This window comes from Spirosoma horti, assembly GCF_054776595.1.
Map to the genome: position 1 here is coordinate 394,728 of NZ_BAAHBQ010000003.1, position 18,559 is coordinate 413,286.

Below are 18,559 nucleotides of genomic sequence, written 5' to 3' on the forward strand. Positions count from 1 at the left end.
CATCAGTCCTAAAGCGTTACAAGAGGCTGTTCGTCCGCTATTAAAGTCAGAGTAAATTCAGTGCTTTGGCCGGGCGTACTGTCAACCGTTAAGCTACCGCCATGGCCTTTCGTAACGATGTCATAGGATAACGAAAGGCCCAGACCCGTTCCGCTACCGGCGGGTTTGGTCGTAAAAAAGGGCTGAAATATCTTCGCTTTTACAGAGTCGGGCATACCGGTCCCGTTGTCCAACACATGAATTTCTACCCGGCCGTTCACGTATCCAGTAGTCACGGTTACGGTAGGTTTGTAGGTTGCCAGGTCAGATTCATTGAGTTGCTGCTTCTTTTCGGAAACCGCATAAAAGGCATTCGTGAATAGGTTCAGCAACACCCGGCTAATGTCCTGCGTCACCACATTCACGATAGGCAGGCCTGAATCGAGGTGAGTGACTAGCTCGCAGTTAAAGTTCTTGTCTTTGGCCCGGAGTCCATGGTAGGCCAGTCGAAGATACTCATCGGCCAACGCATTGAGGTTCGTAAGTTTGCGTTCACCCGTCGACAGTCGGCTGTGCTCCAGCATTCCCTTAACGATGCTGCTGGCGCGATTGCCGTGGTAAGTGATCTTTTCCAGATTTACGGATAAGTCTCCCAGGATTTCCTCGGCATACTCTTTCTCCGAATCGGGCAGTTTCTGCCAGAGGCCCTCTTTTAGTTCGTCGAGCAGCTCAACACTGACATCGGAGAAGTTGGTAACGAAATTCAATGGATTCTGAATTTCGTGGGCAATACCTGCGGTTAATTCACCCAGCGACGCCATTTTCTCTTTTTGTACCAGCTGGTTCTGCGTAGCACGGAGGTTATCCAGAGACGTTTTCAATTGGGCTGTCCGCTCTTCAACCTGTTGTTCAAGGAGTTCTTTCTGGCTTTCAATGAGTCGGATTCGTTCCATTTCCTGTTCTTTCTCCATCTGTTCGCGCTCAACAATCTGCTGAGCCACGCGCTGACGAACCAGGTTGTAACGATTCACAAGCGCCCCCGAAAAGAAAATGATCAGCCAGGCGAAACAGGCATTTTCAGTGTACTCGGACACCATCCGAGCCTGTGGTGATACGTCGATACCGAAGTAAGTACCCAGTATCCGGTTGGTTAGCGTGTAAAGCCAGAATATAAATAAAGGTGTTGTTGCCAACAGGGCAAATCGCGCATCAATAGATCCGATTTTCATCATCCTTACCATGAGAACTGTGCACAAAACATACACCACCCGAATCAAAATCTCGATTGAAAATTCAATCACGTCCGGTGGAACCCATGCGATAGTATACGAGAAAAACATCCCAATATCGACGAGCACAGTGACCCAAAGAAATAGCGAAATAAATTTATCCAGCAGGGAAAAAGCCGGAATGGGCTGGATAAACTTACGGATCGACTGGATAAAAAAGACAAAGTAGATAATGAAGAAAAAGTGAGCCAGCAATTCGAACTCATAAGGATGCTCGTAAAAAAAAGCCAGTTGAATACGAGATTGGTTTCGCGACAGTGTGAAGAAAAATAGACTGATAGAAAAGTAGAGATAGACGCGGTCTTTTATCGAAAAGAAGACGACCAGATTATAAAAAACGGCCAGCAAAAGGATGCCGATCATAATCCCATCGAAAAAATAGGATTCCCAGCCATTCTCTACCCGGATATAGTTGAACAGTGCATCAACGCGTTGGCGCTCAGTCTGCAACTGCGTGGAAACATTGGTTAAGGGGGGCCACCAGAAGACTCGTTCTGACCTTTGGTAGAGGGTTGTCTGCTGGCCTGGTAGCAGGCGAAAAAATAACCGATTCCGCTCTTTGTTACCCTTTCGGTCGGGTAGCTGGCTTTGGGGAATCAAGCTGCCCGTGCGCTGGTGTTGCCACTGATTGCTGGTATCGAGCCAGTACATATCCAGGTAATTACTGGCAAAATCGCATAGATAAAGGTTCAGCGTGTCGGATAACGAATTCTTGATCCGCATCCGAACCCAATACACATGCGAGCGTCGATGCCGATCGAACGCGGGTTCGACGCGAAAGTTCGGATCTTTCTGAACCTGCTCAAATGTAAAATCCCCAGCACGATCTTCAAGTATCTGGAAATGAGTTGTGTCAATTTTTATCGACGAGTCCGCTTTGATTTCGTAGACAGGTGGCCAAGCCGTTTGGGCAAAGACTGGTAATAGAATTCCTACCCAAAAGCAGCAAAACAGATAACAACTTTTCATTCGTGAGTATAGTTGGAACAAAGCAGTTGGTTGGGTATCGTATCTGCTTCTTCTAAGCTGTCTATTCGCCGTTATGATCAGGCAACAACTCTACGTAGCAATGGCCACGCTCTACTCGCATCGGTAGCTACGAAACGATAGCTTAAAAACCGACTTTTTGCGTTTCCTGGCGCTCACCGGATACCGTTTGCTCATCGAGGTTAAATATATCGGCCAGGGTCATGGGCTGGTCGGTTCGGTACTCCATACCAAGCTGAGCGAGCAGGCTGTTGGCTTTAGCCGGCATTAATTTCCCAAACGCATAATCGACCATCAGTCGTCCCTTTCGGAGCAAGGCCTTGTCTAACAAGTGCTTACTGGCGTTGAAGGTTGCAATAACCTGAATATGCATGCAGTCGGCCAGCAACCCATCGGTCAGGTTCAGGATATTCGAGACACTGTTGGTATCTCCGCCCGCTTCGCGTGATTGGAGTATCCGTTCGGCATCTTCAATAATGAGCACCGACTCTTTGTTCTCCAGTAAAAACGGAATAATCTCGGGCGAGGTCAGGTAGTTTGTCATGTAAGGCGGCAGGATGAGCATATCCTTTTTGACCAACGAACTGAGGTGTTTGATATAGGTTGTCTTACCGGTACCTGGTTCGCCATGGAGCAAGATCAGCCCTTTACTTTTAGGTTGTGCCAGTAAATTAACTAACCGCTCATGAACGGCCGGAAAGTCGTCGTTGTAATGAAGGTCAAGGTCTATGTCGGGGGGCAGAATCTCGACCCGCTCCGTATGCAACCCACCTAATCCACTCTGAATCAGATAAATGTGCGTTTGATTGTCTTCATGAACGTATTTGTGTTCCTGAAGCCCATCCATCAGTACTTTGGCCGATGTTTCATCGCGGTAGTAGCCATACAGCCGAAAGAAGCGATCACCCACATACTCGGCCTTTAAGATCATCCCGTCCTCATGCTGATAAATCCGCTCAATCACATGCCAGCCTTCATCGTTTACGCGCGTTGAACTGTTTACGAGCGTAAAACCACGGCTATCCAGCAACTGCTGAGCCGACGGCTTAAAGTCGTCGTTGAAATGAAGGTAATTCGGATAGCTCCCGAACGTTTGCACATAATGGGGTGCCAGCGGAAACTCACGGTCGAGGTCGCTGGGAATATACAAATTTTGAATGGTGGTTTGGTTGGGCATACGACTGTTGGCCGACAAATAGCGCAACATATCGGCCCTGGAAACCTCGTTGTAGGCTTTCAATCGGGCGCAGCGTTACGTTTATTTGGGTACGAAGGTATCGAAATTTCTATTATGGATTGAGGACGAGGCTTTTCTCTCAATTAATACGTGAATTTAAGGCCATTGGGCGAAAAACGAAGCATTATCTCATGGACGCTTTTTTGATCGTACTGTATGGCATTCGGACTTTCGGGCGTTTGCGAATTGAATGTGTATGCCAGCCGGATGGCTTTCGTTAACTGGTATTCGACAAAGGCCTGCAGGTAGTTGGTCTGAATAATTCCGGGGCTATTTTGCCGATACGATAGCCCCAGGCCCACTTCTTCATCGAACCAGACCCGCAGGTTCACGTCTACACCAAGCGGCCGATCCGCAATTTTCGAGACAAGAACGGATGGGATCAGCACCGTGGTCTCGGCTACCTCAATGGGCACACCCGCCTGAAACATAATGGGTCGAACACTTTTGTAGATATATCGGCCTGTTGCGTCCGTTATCTGTCCGCCTAATTCGGGTGCAGAGACGCCCGCAAAAAAGCGATCTGACTGATAATAGACGCCTACCCCTAAGCTGGCAACGGCCCGATTTATGCTCGCGGCTGTGGTAACGTCATAAATAGGCAGAACATTGACGCCCCCCTGAAAGCCAATCGACAGTTTAGCCAATGCGGGCATGTTGAAGCGATAGGCCACGCTCCCATAGACACCCGTTGTAGCAAACAACCCCATCCGGTCGTTTAACGCCTGAAATCCCAATCCAACCCGACCATTGGCAATAGCCCCATCGGCCGAAACACTCTGCGTTATCGGCGCATACCGAACGCTAATCCATTTGCGCCGGAGAAAGGCCGATAAGTGGAAAGACTCGCGGCTTCCGGCATAAGCCGGATTAATGCTCAGTGGATTTAGCAGATACTGCGAATAAAGCACTTCTTTCTGAGCCTGAACGTGTTGGCTGGCTAACAGCATTAGGCTGCTCACCAACAAGCAACTAACTAAAGGGTAGTGAGTAAAACGCATAGGAACGTCGAATTAGCAACCAATTTGCAGGAGTTACTACTAAAAACCTAAACGCCAGGCATCCTATTTCCGTACAGGATGCCTGGCGTTTAACGGCTGACTCGTTCTTCAGGCCCAAGCCCGACTTTAAATGACTGATTATTAGAAGTTAATTATACACCCTACAAGGGCATAGCACCGACCTTATAATTTCATTATTTTTATTTCGGTCCGACGGTTTTGCTGGTGATCCTCTTCTGGACAATTCACGCCGTCTTTGCATTTATTCAGCAATTCCGTTTCGCCATAGCCTTTGGCCACTAAGCGTTTCGGTGAAATACCTTTCGATTTCAAATAACCGACTGCCGCCCTGGCTCTATTGCCCGATAAGGTTTTGTTGTACGCAGCAGTGGCCCGACTATCGGTGTGCGAGCGCATTTCAATGGTCATACTCGGATACTTAGCTAACAAGGCCACAACCTTATCTAGCTCAACGGCAGCATCCGGGCGTATGGTCGATTTGTTACGATCATAGTAAATATTGTCGATTTTGATAACGTCTCCTTTCTTAAACATCGTTAGATCGGTAACGCCTGTTCCATCTTTGGCAACTCGTCCACCAATGGTTCCCATGTTATCCTTCATGGCTTCGAGCGAGTAATCGCAGCCAGGCTGAACAGCGAATTCATAGCTACCATCAGGGCCCGTGATGGCTTCCTGAGTGGTCCCATCACAGCCATTTACCAGGACAACTTTTACACCGGCAATGGGCAATTTATCCGTTTGTGTCGTTACGCGGCCACGTAAAGTTGTAGCCGTTGGCTTATCGGAAGCTTTCGGTTTATCCAGCAAAATTTCCAGGCGCGATGGCTGGTCATCAGAAAGATCTTTGGTCGAAAACCCGACTTTGTTGTCAACGTATCCCTCGTGGGTAGCGAGAAACTTAAAATCGCTGTCAACATTGAGGCAAATCTTCACCTGTCCATCCGCATCGGTCTTCAGGTTTTTCTGCTTGTCGTTAAGTGGATTATCCAGGGTAATTCCGGTATTGGCCAAAGGCTCCCTGGAAGTAGCATCTACCACACTGACGGTCAGTTCCCGGCATGGATACAGAGACCCTTCGCGGGTAAACCGGTACACGTCATCGTCGGCACCACCGTGCTTACGATTGCTACTGAAATAGCCCGCATTACGATCACCATCGGTAACAATGCCAAAATCATCATGAGGAGAATTGATTGGTTCACCCAAATTGCGAACGACCTGCCCCTGCTGGCCATCGCCTGACAGTTGGGCATAAAAAATATCCAGGCCGCCCAATCCAGCGCGTCCATCCGATGAGTAATAGATATTCCCTTTTTCATCGGCAAATGGGAAAAGCTCATTTCCCTTTGAGTTGACTTCTTTACCAAGGTTTACGGGCTCCCCCCATTTTCCACTTGTCCATTTGGACACATAAATGTCCGTGCCACCAAACCCGCCGGGCCGGTCAGACGAAAAATACAGCAGTTGATCCGGTTCGCCATTGCGGTTTTTTGCCAGGGCAGGGTGCCCCGTCGAATACTCGTCACTATTGAACGGTAATTCTTCGGCTTTGCTCCAAACGCCATTTGTTTGGGTAGCGGTATAGAGTTTTAACTTATTTACGCCGTCGGAACTCTGACGATACTGGCCTTCATTAAAGTTATTGCGGGTAAAGATAACCCGGGAGCCATCTTTGCTGAATGTAGCAGGCCCTTCGTGATACTTGGTATTCAAGGTCCGACTAAACCTGTCGGATTCGCTAATGGGCTGATCTTCGTAGCCCATACTAATATTATTGCCGCCATAGAAGCCAACCGTACGCGTATCATTGGCCGTTGGTGCGGTAAAATCATCACTACCCAGCGGCCGGATCAAACGCGTTTGCTCCCGTTTTGCCGATGATGCGCTACTACCTCCCAGGCTGGATGTCTTTGACGCCCGTATCGTCTTGAGATCCGGTAAGTAATACAAGTCCAGAAACGGCGTATTATTCCACTTAAATACACGCTTCACACCATTGCCTCCGTTACCCGCCGAAACAAACACCAGGCCATCTTTATAGATTACCGGGCTAAATTCGGCCTTTCGGGTATTCATACTTAAGAATTCAACCTTGTAGCTCCCGGCATTCCGGGTGAGGGCACTCACATCCGCATAAAGTTTCGAAAACGACAGACTGCGCTTATCACTCGACTGCACGCTACCGTACTTGTCATAAGCCTCCTGCGCTTCGCGGTATTTGCCATTACTAGCCAGGGACTGTGCATAAAATAGATAGCATTTATTATAATCGGCAGATAACGCACCGCTACCGATCAGGTCACGATATACCCGTTCGGCATTCGGCATATCGCGCGTTTGCTGATAGCTATAAGCTAGTTTAGCTCGTGCATTCCGGCGTTCATCATCGGTTAGGCTGTTAGGTTTGGCGAGCGCCTGTTCATACAGTTCAATCGCTTGCGCATAGGCCAATTGATCGAATTGACGATCAGCCTTTTTCGTGAGCGATTGTGCGAACAATGGGGAGATCGTCAACCAGAAAAGCACCAGAATGGAAAGAGTACGTGTCATATACGATGAAAGTTGGGAAGCCGCAAAAACAGAAAAGGTATATCCTCACCATACAGGAGTATATACCTTTTCGATAAGCAAATACTGAGCCGAAATTAGAAATACCTCGGCGTCAGGATACGATTCTTGCCAAAGCCAAGTTCGTAGCGAATCATAATTTCGTGTGAGCTTGGCGCAACGCTTTGCAGGTTGCTCATCGTACGATCATACGAATAACCAAACCGGAACTGATCGGTCAATTGAATTTCCAGAAGGCCTACAACCGCGTCAGTCGTGTATTTAGTCCAGGACGAAAACTGATTCCGGCGAATGGATGCACCCAGTGCAATGCGGTCAGCAAACCAAAAATTAATGTTCGCATCAAATCCTAACGGAGCGTTCTCAGCATATTTAACTAGAAACGATGGTTTCATCTTGACCACCGGGCTAATCCCAACCACAAAACCAGCGGCTAAATAGGCCTGCCGGGCTTGCACGGACCGCAGATCGCCAACGTTGTACTCACTCAACTTGTTTTTGATCAGGCGTGGCACCGAAATGCTCAGATAGGTCCGGTCGTTGCTCAGGTAAATACCTGTACCAAAGTTCGGCAGGATCTTCGAGATATTACTGGCAAACGCCGGGTCGACCTGCCCATCAGGCGACGTTCTAACCTCCGTCAGATTGGCCTGGTAGCTGGATGCACCTCCCTGCAGCCCTAACGCCAGTGTACTCTTAGCGCCAACTTTGATGCGGAATGCGTAGGAAGCAAATGCGCCTGTTTCCTGGATAACGCCAGCCTTATCACCATACAGTTGTAACCCAACGCCAACACGCTCATTATTGAGGGGCATATCGGCCGTAAACGTCGCCGTTTGCGGAGCGCCGGGCAACCCAGCCCACTGATTCCGATAAAGAGCTGACATACTTAGCACGTCGCGACTGCCGGCATAAGCCGGGTTAAGGGCCATCATGTTGAACATGTACTGCGAGAACATCTTGTCCTGCTGTGCCCGGACCTGGCTGCTACCGACCCCAAGGATCAGTAGCAGCGCGACTGCCGAATGTTTTATTGAAAACTTGTTTGACATCGGTATTAGCGGTTAATCGTCATGTATCGTACAAACTTGCGTCCGTCGCTGGTATTAATCACGTAATAGTACGTTCCATCCGGCACCCCATTCGCATCCGAACTAATGGATATGCCCTGGTTTGGCTTACCATCCCAATCATTGTGGTACTCATCGTTTTTATAGACCATGTGTCCCCAACGGTTGTACACTTCCAGACTAACGGTTAACCCGGCTGTTCCCCGAATGACGAACAGGTCATTGACACCATCTCCGTTTGGCGAGAAACCTTCCGGAATGAAGATCGACAGGAACGTCTGTGGGAGGTTCAGTGGAGTAGCTTCGCGCTCGTTCGAATCCGTTGGATTGTTGTTACCATTCAGATCCGGATTCAACCCGCTCGTCGACACATCGCTTACCTTTCCGGATTTCGCTATTCCCTCAGCATAAGCCGAGTTCAGGAAGGTAGTCGTGCTACCATTGCTGGCGACATTGACAACCATCTGAAGCGTATCCACCTTGCCCGCAGCTAATGTGCTGGTGCTGTCGCCAAGAACCAGAACGGGGTCGGAACCACCATTATAGTTCGGATTCAGCTTCAGTGCACTGCCGGTAGAGGTTGTGAACGGTGCTTTCACCAGATTGAAGGTCGAGCCAGTCTGGCTGTTGAAGACCTTCGATAGCGTATCACTGATGCTCACATTCTTCAGATTCTCGGAACCGTAGTTTTTCACCACAATCTGGTAGGTAACATTGAAGCTACCGTCCGTTTGCCGAATCGTGTCCCGTACGCTCATTGCCAGACCGATGTATGAAGAGGTTGAGAGACTATTCAGCGAAACCGGTGTTGGGGTGCTGTTGTTGCGCGGGTCAAGGTCATTGTCCGGATCATTGTTGATACCAGCCGTTGACATATCGTCTACGACGTCATTTGTTGGCGTCAAGGCCGTTGCATCCGCCATGTTAAAGAATGTCAGTGAATCGGCATTCTTCACATTCACCCGAACCGTGAAGCTTAGCATGCTCTTGGCACCTACTGCGAGCGTACTCATCGAATCGACCAGCATTTTAGTCACCAACCCTTGCCCTGTGTAGAGCGAATCGACTGCGAGATTGCCGGTGCTCGTCACTTTAACGCGGTTACTCACAATCAGCGCACCATGACCAAACGCCTGAGACAGGTTGTCTACTACCTGTACTTTCTTCAATGGTACAGTACCCATGTTGCTCAATGTGATGGTGTATGGGATGTCATAGATACCCTCTTCGACCAGGGTTGGCGTTCCAACTGATTTAGCCACACCCAATAATCCTTTCGGCAGGTCGAAGCGAACGGTTGTTGATACGGAACCAGCAGGAGCCGGATCAATGCCGCTATTCGAGATGTCTTTAACCACCTGACTCGAATCAGCCGTATGACCAACCACCGTAGCACTGGAGTAGAACGGACCATTGTTTCTGTTCGGCCTAACATTCACCGTAATCAGCACAGTATCCTGAACACCAGCCGCTAATTGGCTGGCACTTGTCAGTATATTCGATTCCGTGCTTCCGTTGAATCCAGCATTGACGATTAACGTACTACCGGCACTAACGACGGGGGCGCTAACGACGCTGAACGATGCAGGAGAAGCAAACGCCCGCACCAGGCTATCTGTCAGGACGACTCCTTTCAGATCGACATCACCAAAGTTCTTAAGTGTTGCTTTGTAGGTGATGTTATACGAACTGTCTGGCAACGACTCTATCTTGACAACCGCCAGGGCCAGGCCAAGGCTTGGCGACTGGGTTTGCTGGGCGCCTAAAGTAAAGGTAGAGAAGCCCATGTTGTTAGTCGGATCGCCGTCATTGTCAGGATCCGCATCACCACCATTCGTCGACATATCCGTCACCATCGTCAGACTGTTCATAGCCGATGCATTGGCGACGTTCTTGAATGTACGGGTCGTATCGCCAGCCATACGTTTCACAGTCACATCCAGTCTGAACGTCTGTGAAGCACCTGGTAGAATCGTGCTCAGTGTATCAAGTAACTGGAAGTTCGGCACCCGACCGGTAAAGGCAGGGTTCGCTTTCAGGGTAGAGCCACTGGCCACGGTTATTTTCGCCGATTGTATCTGGTTTGGTGCAAACGCATACGCCAGATCATCCGTCACCTTAACATTGCGCAGGGTGTCATCGCCAAAATTCGTTGCCAGGAAGCTATACGAAACTTTGATGAGTGAATCGCCTACCGCTACTGGTTGACCAAGTACCGCTTTTGCTAAACCGATCAGGCTAGCCCGGTGCGTCGATGTATCTTTCACGGTCACACTCGATGTATTGTTAGCCAGGTTGGTGTCTTTGTTGTCGAGATACGTAATCTCGGCTTTATTCACCACCTGCTCACCTTTGATCGTAACCCGGGCGGCAAAGACGATCTGCTCAGACTGTCCGGCTTTCAGGCTATCAATCCGTTTGGTGATCACACCGTTCGACACTTTGTAGCCGGCCGTTGAGGTTGGCAGTAGCTCCAGACCTTTCGGCAGAATATCACGAACATCGATATTATGCGCCGTGTGTGGTCCTGCGTTGCTCACCGTAATGGTGTACGTGACAGGAGCGCCGTTTTTCACAAAGGCGGTGCTGGCTAGCTTAGCAATGCTCACGTCAGTTGCCAGTGTGTCGGTAGCGCAGTTGAAGACTTTAACAACTACTTTAACCGGTGCACTTAAACAACCTGAAGCACTCCGTTCAAGAATCCAGTAATTGCCTTCGCAAACCGAATCTGGGCGGGTAACGATGTTCGACGTATTACACTCGCAAATGCGATAGATATAGGAACTACCTACTGTCGTTGACGATAACGCTTTCGTTAAGTCGACAATTTTAGACGGGCACTCATTGCGCAGGTTAGACACAATCGGAGCCTTGACTGGTTCAGCAACGTTTACCGTTACAGCATCCGATTTGACCGAGCTACAACCTTTCTGGTCAAATAACTGAACGTCATACGTACCACTTGTTTTCACGACGATGGATTGTGTCGTTGCCTTGTTACTCCATTTGTATCCCGAAGCACCGGCTGGTGCTTTCAGGATTACAGAGTCGCCAAAGCAAAGTTTGGTTCCACCCACTACCGTAATTACAGGTACCGATTTGATTCCGTCAATAGTCAGTATCATATCGTCCTTAGCAACTGGGCAGGCCGCGTTGTTGGTACTTACCGACAGGGTCAGGGTTACTTTACCCGACAGAATGTCTTCTGTACTAGCCGTATATACTGCGTTCAGCGCATATGAGTTATCGAAAGACCCGCTACCACTGGTGGTCCAGTGAGCGGTTTTACCCGCGCCACCCATGGTACCACTCAATTGATATGTTTTCGCGGCACAAACGCTGGCATCTGCACCCGCGTTGGCTTTTGCTGGATTCTGGGTATCGCAAGGCGTTGGTTCATTGCAGGTGTTGATCTGCACATGAATAGCAACGGGCAGACTCGAACAGCCGTTGACCGTTTTCTCAACGACGTAGTACGTTCCCGTACCAACCGCTGCTGGGTCAGCCACTTTCGAAGCACTGTTCAGGGTCGCATCCGTGTAGTACTCAAATACACCACCGGCTGTCGCTACTTTGCTGGTTACCGCGGTAGCCAGATCGACGGTTACGAACGGACAGGCATTCGTTTTATCGATTACTACAGGTTGCGGCACTTTCGGCAACACCGTTACAGCGATTGGGTTCGATGGAGCGCTCTTACACAGGTTCGAGTTGCAGCACTGTGCCGTGATGGTCGTCGAGCTGGCCAGGGATACAGTGATCGATGAGCCAACCTGATTGTTTGACCAGGTCACATAACTGTTTGGCGAACAACCTTCAGCAACCAGGGTCACTGGTGCACCGAAGCAAGTTGTCGTGCTGGCTGTCGAGCCAATGATCGAGATTGTCGGAGCTGCCGGAACACCAACCTTAACGGTCGTGTATGCAGACCAATCGCCTTCACATTCGCCCACTTTACACTTCACGCGGTAGCTAACATCGGCCGTTGGGGTTATTGTCAGCGTACTTCCGACGGTCTTATTGTCTGACCAGATGTATGTTCCTCCTACACAGCCCGTTGCCGTCAACGATACGGTTTCGCTTACGCAAACAGCCGGTGCGCTACTCACAATGATTGGGATGGCCAATGTACCTAACGTAATGTGTATACTTGCTGATGGTACGCTTAAGCAACCATCAACCGTGCAGGTGGCGGTCAGCGTCTTGTCGCTGTAGATCGGTTTCGAGTAGGTTGCTCCTATCGTACCATCAGACCAGTTTACGGTACCACCTATACAACCGGTAGCAGTCAGCGACACCACACCGCCGTTGCAGACTGTGAGGGATGAACCACCCGATAAAGTTGGCGGATTAACTACACTTACCTTCACTTTGGCGCCAGCCACATCCAGACTGGCACACTTGGTGCCAATTAGTTGTAGTACATCCGTAGCAGTGGTAATGCCCAGTTTCACCGCCGACAGATCGATGTAGTTCTTGTCCGTTGCGTTGGCATTGTAGACCAGGGTATGGATTGTATAGTCTGCCGCGTCCGACGAGACAACAAACTGTGGCGCCAAGCTGGTTTGCTGAACAATTTTCTCAGCTCCTTTCGTCAACACATATAGGATCGAGTAGCCCGTTGGCTGTACCAATCCACCATTCAGAGAAGCCCCAATTGTTACTGTTGTGCTGGAGCCTCCGCATACCGTTGGATTCACAGCCACCAGCGTTCCGGCTTTAGCCGAGCAGTCGCCGGGGTTAACGATAATCGTTGTTGACGGATCACTCAGACATTCCCGGAATTGACACTGTGCGTAGTACGTCTGCGTACCTTCTGGCCGAACGACGATAGATGTCCCTTTATTATTCCCGTTAATGTCATTGGCCGACCAGATAACAGTACCTGCACAACCGGATGCCGACAAGGTAACCGTACTACCTGGCTCAACCACCGTAGCCGAAGCGGTAATGGTTGGGGCAGCTACCGGAATTACCGTGATGGTGTATGGCTGCGTACTTGTGCTCTTGCAGACACCGTCCTGACAGTATACGGAGTAGCCCGTCGTTACTGTTGGTGAGACAATGATGCTCGTCGTTGTTTCACCGGTGCTCCAGTAAGGCGTGCCCTGACAGTTTTTCACCGACAGTTTCACGTGTTCACCTGGGCAGATCGTATCAGCACTGCATAGGCAACGAACAATAGATGGCGTTGGCGTCGGTGTTACGTTTACGTTGATAACATTCGACTTTCCGGTGCCACACTGTGTGCCAACCTGGCAAAGTGCGTAGAACTCGTGGTTGGTAGGCGTTGCCGTTACCGAAACCACCGACCCTGTCTGACCGTCAGACCATTTTACCGTGCCGCCGTCGCAACCGGTAGCCGTCAGCGATACCAGACCGCCATTGCAGACGGCTAAGGTAGAAGCCGTAACGACTGGCGCTGGAGACGTAGACGAGCTAACGGTTACACGAACCTTGTTAGACGCTTCGCTTTCACAGGCACCCTGTTTACAGGTTGCATAGTAATCGAGTGTACTCGTTGGATAAATGTCGATGCTCGCACCGATTTTATCGACACCGTGCCATTGCACCGTACCAGCGCAACCTTTCGCGGTGAGCGTTAATTTATTGCCACTGCAGAGCGTTGTGCTGCTTACCGAAATAATCGGTGTTGCCGGTGTCACTACGGTGATGTTTACCGTATTCGACTGAGCACTCAGGCAGGTGCGGTATTTACATTGCGCGAAATAGCTGATGTTGGCCGTCGGATATACGGTGATGCTCGGACCTGTTTGACCATTTACGTTCCACACAACCGTTCCGTTACAATCGGCAGCCGTTAAGGTAACTGCGCCTTTTGCACAGACCGTATCAGCACTGGCCGTTACCGTTGGAATAACCGGCGCCACAATGTTGATTGTATATATGGCTGACGACTTACTTACACAAGCGCCATTTTTGCAATAGACCGAGTAAGTATTGTTACCAATGGTTGGCGTTACAACAATGCTGCTCGTCGTAGCGGTTGTGCTATTCCAGACGGGTGTACCGAGGCAGTTTTCAACCGTCAGGGTCAGCGTTTCGCCTGGGCAAACAACGCTTGAACTACAGACGATCGTTGGTGTCGGAATATCGGTTGTGATACCAATCGTTTTTGTAGCTGGGCTGCTCAAACAACTGCCCTGCCGGCACTGAGCCGTATAGGTCGTTTTGCCGTAGGGCGTCACCACAATCGACTTACCGGTTTGCGCCTTATCAGACCATTCAATTACACCGCCATCGCAACCCGATGCCGTTAGTGTTACGGATGTACCAGGGCAAACATTATCTGCACTAGCCGTAATCGTTGGCATTTTCGGATCCAGTACGACTACTGTAATTGGGTTCGATGCCGCGCTTACGCAGTTACCGACCACACAAACTGCCGTATAGGTAGTCGTCATGCCAGGTGTTGAGAAGATGGTCAAGCCTGTTTTACCATCCGACCATTTCACGGTCCCACCAGCACATCCGTTAGCGCTCAGCGTCGTTGTTCCACCTTTGCAGATCTCAGAGATAGCACAAAGGATCGTTGGTGGCTGAATAGCAACACAGGTGTTCACATCAATAACAATTGACGACGTATCATTTCGCGGATATTTCGGATCATTTTCCGGGCTACGGATGATCGCCGTATTTTTAATTGAACCTGCCTTGACAATGGTCGCTTCAATCAGCAGATTACGATTGGCTCCATTCGTCATCGTGCCAATCGTCCAGATACCCGTTGCCGGGTTATACTGACCAGCTGGCGTCGAACTCACATACGTCAATGAGGCTGGCAATACGTCGCTCACGTTGACACTGGTGGCCGTTACTGGCCCATTATTCGTTGCCGTGACGGCGTAGGTGATCGTTTGACCTACACTGTATGGCCCTGGCGTTACGACCGTTTTTACAACGGCCAGATCAGCCAGACATGTGCCAACTGCGATTGTCAACGATGTACGGGCACTGACACAACCTGCATCTGTGAAAGATTCCGCAAAGTACACAACAGCACCTGCTTTAACTGGCGTGACAACCAGTTTACCACCACTCTGGGTTGTACCGATCAGCTTGCCATCCTGGTCGTACCAGTTGATTTTACTCCCTGGTGCAAAACCGATCAGCTTGGTGCTGCTTCCCTGACAAACCAGCGTATCATCGCAGGCAACATCGACAGGAGCGGCTGGACGGGCATTAATCTTGGCAATCAATGAGCTGGTAGCCGACTGGCAAATACCACCTGGCCCATCCGGATCATTGGTCGTTGCCGTTAATAATACATTCCCCGTTGTGATATCAGCGATCGAGGGTGTGTATGTTGTTGTCAAACTGGTTGGGGTACTAAATGTGCCCGTGCCGTTCGTTGTCCATGTCACACTCGTTGCCGAACCCGAGAGAACCGCTTTGAGCGGGATAACATCCGTAGCGCATACCGTTACACCTGGGCCGATATTCACACTCGCAACAGTTTGACAGTTACAATCAACAATACCAACCGTCAATACCGCCGGGCTGCTGTAGCAACTACCTGATTTTGCAAAGAGATAATATTGACCAGCCCCAACAGCCGTCAGATTCGTTACCCTTGTCGATGTCGAACGATTCAGGCTGGTATACCACTCGTAGGTAATACCTGTAGCGCTGTTTCCAACATTGATCTTGGTTAGATCAACCGTCGTTGCCGGACATGTATTTTGCACGTTGGTCAGAATGGTCGGCGTTGGCACCGTTGTAACCGTTATAGTAACTGGCTTACGGGGGCTCTTACATCCATCTTCTGTTGTCAACTCGACGTAATACGTTGTCGTAATGGTTGGGCTAACCGAAACAGGCACTCCGCTGCCAACCGTGGCAAAAGCAGTTCCACCCGTTGGAGTTAAATACCAGCAGATTTTAGCACCTGGAACAGGTGTTGTTGCAATCAGCTTCGTCGTGTCTCCATTACAGATCGTTGCATCATTCGAAACAACCAGGCTAAAGTCAGTTGGACACGATGGATAAAAACCAGCATCCAGATTTGGGTTGTTCTCCCCCGCAGCCAGCGTCACCGAACGGGTCTGTCCCGTGATCGGATTGGCATCGCTGTCCTTCGTATCATTGCCGCCTACTTGGGCTGACGTGGACACATAACCGGTTGGGGTTACGAAGCTCATCGAGTAAGGAGCACCCGGCGTCAGGCCCGTGAACGAGTAGATACCCGAACTGTTGGTTGTCGTGGAGGCAATTGGTGAATTAGTCCCATCCAACAAGACAACGACGACCCCTGGAATGCCCGGCTCACCCGGTTCCTGAATACCGTCTTTGTTGGTGTCCACAAATACAAAGTCGCCCAGGCTAGCCGACGGAATGTAGAAACCAGCGTCCAGCGTAGGGTTGAACTCGCCGTTGGCCAGCGTCACCGACTGCGTCCTGCCCATGATGGGGTCAGCGTCCGAATCTTTGGTGTCATCTCCTCCGGCGTTGGCCAGTGTAGCGGTGTAGCCTGCAGGGGCTGTGAAGCCCACCGAGTAGTTGTTGCTGCTGCCAGAGGCCAATCCCGTGAAGGAGTAGAAACCGCTTGAGTTGGTAGTAGTCGTTAACGACGATGCGCCATTGACATATAAGGTTACCAACACATTTCCCAGACCCGGCTCAGCAGGATCCTGAATACCATTCTTGTTCAGATCGATAAATACAAAGTCACCCAGTCCAGCCGAAGGAATGTAGAAACCAGCATCCACAGTTGGATTATTACGGGCGGTGCTGGACGTTGGCTGACTTGTATCGATTGTATAAACACCCGTAAATCCACCCACGCCAGCATCGCTATCCAGATTATCTGGAACACCGGCGGCATTGGCAGTGGTCAATTGGTAGTTTGTTGGCGCAATGAATCGAACGATATAACTACCATCGGTAAGGCTATCAAATAAATATTTACCGCCACCAGCGGTAATCATTGAGTCTAGTTTTGTTGTCCCAAGTTGATCGTATAGATACACTTTTACACCATCTATACCTGGCTCTCCTGATGACTGAGCACCATCCTTATTCAGGTCATTAAACACAAAATCACCCAGGCTACCATAAGGACCCTGAATGACCTGGATGTCGCAGCAATTCGTTGCCGGACAATCCGTGCGATACGTTACAAATCGATAGGTACCTGTACTTTTGATAGTCAACGAGAAATCACTGTTGACTTCAGCAAGTGAGGTTGACAGAGCCGATGTACTGATCGGTACATCGTTGCGATACCACACAATCTGATCATAGCCAGATGGAATCGTTACGGTATATTCGTCACCAGGATACCAGAGAATAGGAACCGAAAAACAGACGGCATCATAATCATCTTCGGTTAAACTTTGGTTGTTAGGGATCGAATTCGAATCTGTCTGGCCGGCTGCCACAACTTCCGCTTTATTGAACCAAACGCCCTGTTGTTGTACAGTCGCCTTCAACGTCAATACCGAGGAGTCGCCCGGAGCAATTGAGGGAATAGTCCATATACCCGTATTAGCAGCGTATGTACCGGCACCTCGGACAATAGTGGCCGAGTTAGGTACGTAAAGCACGCCCCCACTCGGTAACTCCTCTTTAACAGATACCGCAGTTGCGGTAGCTGAACCAGGCGCATTCACGACAACAACTGTATACGTAATAATGTCGCCAATTTTAGGCGCCTGACTACTGATCTTATTATAAAGACTTAGGTTGATTGTTGGCGTCTGCGCTTGTGCCGATGAACTCACCAGCCAAAGCATGAATAGGCTCAGAACCGAACAAGACCCTTTTCCAAGGGCCAAAAACATCCCTTGAGAAGTGCAGGCAAATGCAGATAGCAGCTCGCTAAAGCTGCTCGTTCTCAATGGCTTCCGTCTCAGCGGCACAGTCCCTCCACCTGTGTCTGCCACCGCCTTTGGAGAATCCCCGTAAATCAATTTCTTTAGTATAAATTGCTCATTCATTGGATGTTGTGCAAAATTAGTAGAGGCTTTTTGTGAATGGTGGGTTCGAAAACCGGATGGGCTCAAACCAGCTAGATCAGGCGGCTCGCCATCAAACCTGCCAAACTCTTCAGCCATAGACTCTGTATTGTCAGACGATACGGTTGCCGTTGTTGCCGACAACTTAACCGTGGGTGAAGACATAGCTTTTTCCAGGGACAGCAATGGCCCATGTAATGCTCCCAGAATGTAACTGATTAACCGTCCGGCAAAGGCAACTACCCGATTTTTCCGACTGACTAACAGGCCATAGCCCATTGCTGGTTTTGCATGAGTCAATGGCTTGAAACGGGTAGTGTATAGCGTAGATACTTTTTCCATCTGCAACTTAATTTTGGACGGTTTTCTGTTTGCAAATTGAGAGCTGCAGGTTCATAAATAATTCAGACCGATGGACCGGCAATTG

The 18,559-nt window shown here is 49.7% G+C and carries 6 protein-coding genes; all 6 read right to left on the minus strand.

Annotated elements, in window-relative coordinates; genetic code table 11:
* Positions 1–8: 8 nt before the first annotated feature.
* Positions 9–2,237, minus strand: coding sequence for a sensor histidine kinase (locus ACYVAM_RS09575; protein ID WP_461066282.1), 2,229 nt, complete (start codon positions 2,235–2,237; stop codon positions 9–11).
* Positions 2,238–2,379: 142 nt separating this feature from the next.
* Positions 2,380–3,462 carry an AAA family ATPase gene (locus ACYVAM_RS09580; protein WP_461067056.1) on the minus strand — a complete coding sequence of 361 codons (1,083 nt, stop codon included), beginning with the start codon at positions 3,460–3,462 and terminating at the stop codon, positions 2,380–2,382.
* A 113-nt stretch (positions 3,463–3,575) separates the two neighbouring features.
* Entirely contained in the window at positions 3,576–4,493 is a 918-nt protein-coding gene (locus tag ACYVAM_RS09585; protein WP_461066284.1) for a PorP/SprF family type IX secretion system membrane protein, read from the minus strand.
* A gap of 183 nt (positions 4,494–4,676) precedes the next feature.
* The gene (locus ACYVAM_RS09590; protein WP_461066286.1) at positions 4,677–7,067 is read right to left on the minus strand and encodes an OmpA family protein; all 2,391 of its coding nucleotides are present in this window, start codon (positions 7,065–7,067) and stop codon (positions 4,677–4,679) included.
* A 95-nt stretch (positions 7,068–7,162) separates the two neighbouring features.
* The gene (locus ACYVAM_RS09595) at positions 7,163–8,137 is read right to left on the minus strand and encodes a PorP/SprF family type IX secretion system membrane protein (protein WP_461066288.1); all 975 of its coding nucleotides are present in this window, start codon (positions 8,135–8,137) and stop codon (positions 7,163–7,165) included.
* Between the two features lie 5 nt (positions 8,138–8,142).
* Entirely contained in the window at positions 8,143–18,474 is a 10,332-nt protein-coding gene (locus tag ACYVAM_RS09600; protein ID WP_461066290.1) for an SdrD B-like domain-containing protein, read from the minus strand.
* Between the last annotated feature and the right edge of the window lie 85 nt (positions 18,475–18,559).

What these genes read in the sequence shown, in the direction of transcription:
- ACYVAM_RS09575 (WP_461066282.1), bottom strand. Translation starts at nt 2,237, where the DNA reads ATGAAAAGTTGTTATCTGTTTTGCTGCTTTTGGGTAGGAATTCTATTA.
- ACYVAM_RS09595 (WP_461066288.1), bottom strand. Translation starts at nt 8,137, where the DNA reads ATGTCAAACAAGTTTTCAATAAAACATTCGGCAGTCGCGCTGCTACTG.
- ACYVAM_RS09585 (WP_461066284.1), bottom strand. Translation starts at nt 4,493, where the DNA reads ATGCGTTTTACTCACTACCCTTTAGTTAGTTGCTTGTTGGTGAGCAGC.
- ACYVAM_RS09590 (WP_461066286.1), bottom strand. Translation starts at nt 7,067, where the DNA reads ATGACACGTACTCTTTCCATTCTGGTGCTTTTCTGGTTGACGATCTCC.
- ACYVAM_RS09580 (WP_461067056.1), bottom strand. Translation starts at nt 3,462, where the DNA reads ATGTTGCGCTATTTGTCGGCCAACAGTCGTATGCCCAACCAAACCACC.
- ACYVAM_RS09600 (WP_461066290.1), bottom strand. Translation starts at nt 18,474, where the DNA reads ATGGAAAAAGTATCTACGCTATACACTACCCGTTTCAAGCCATTGACT.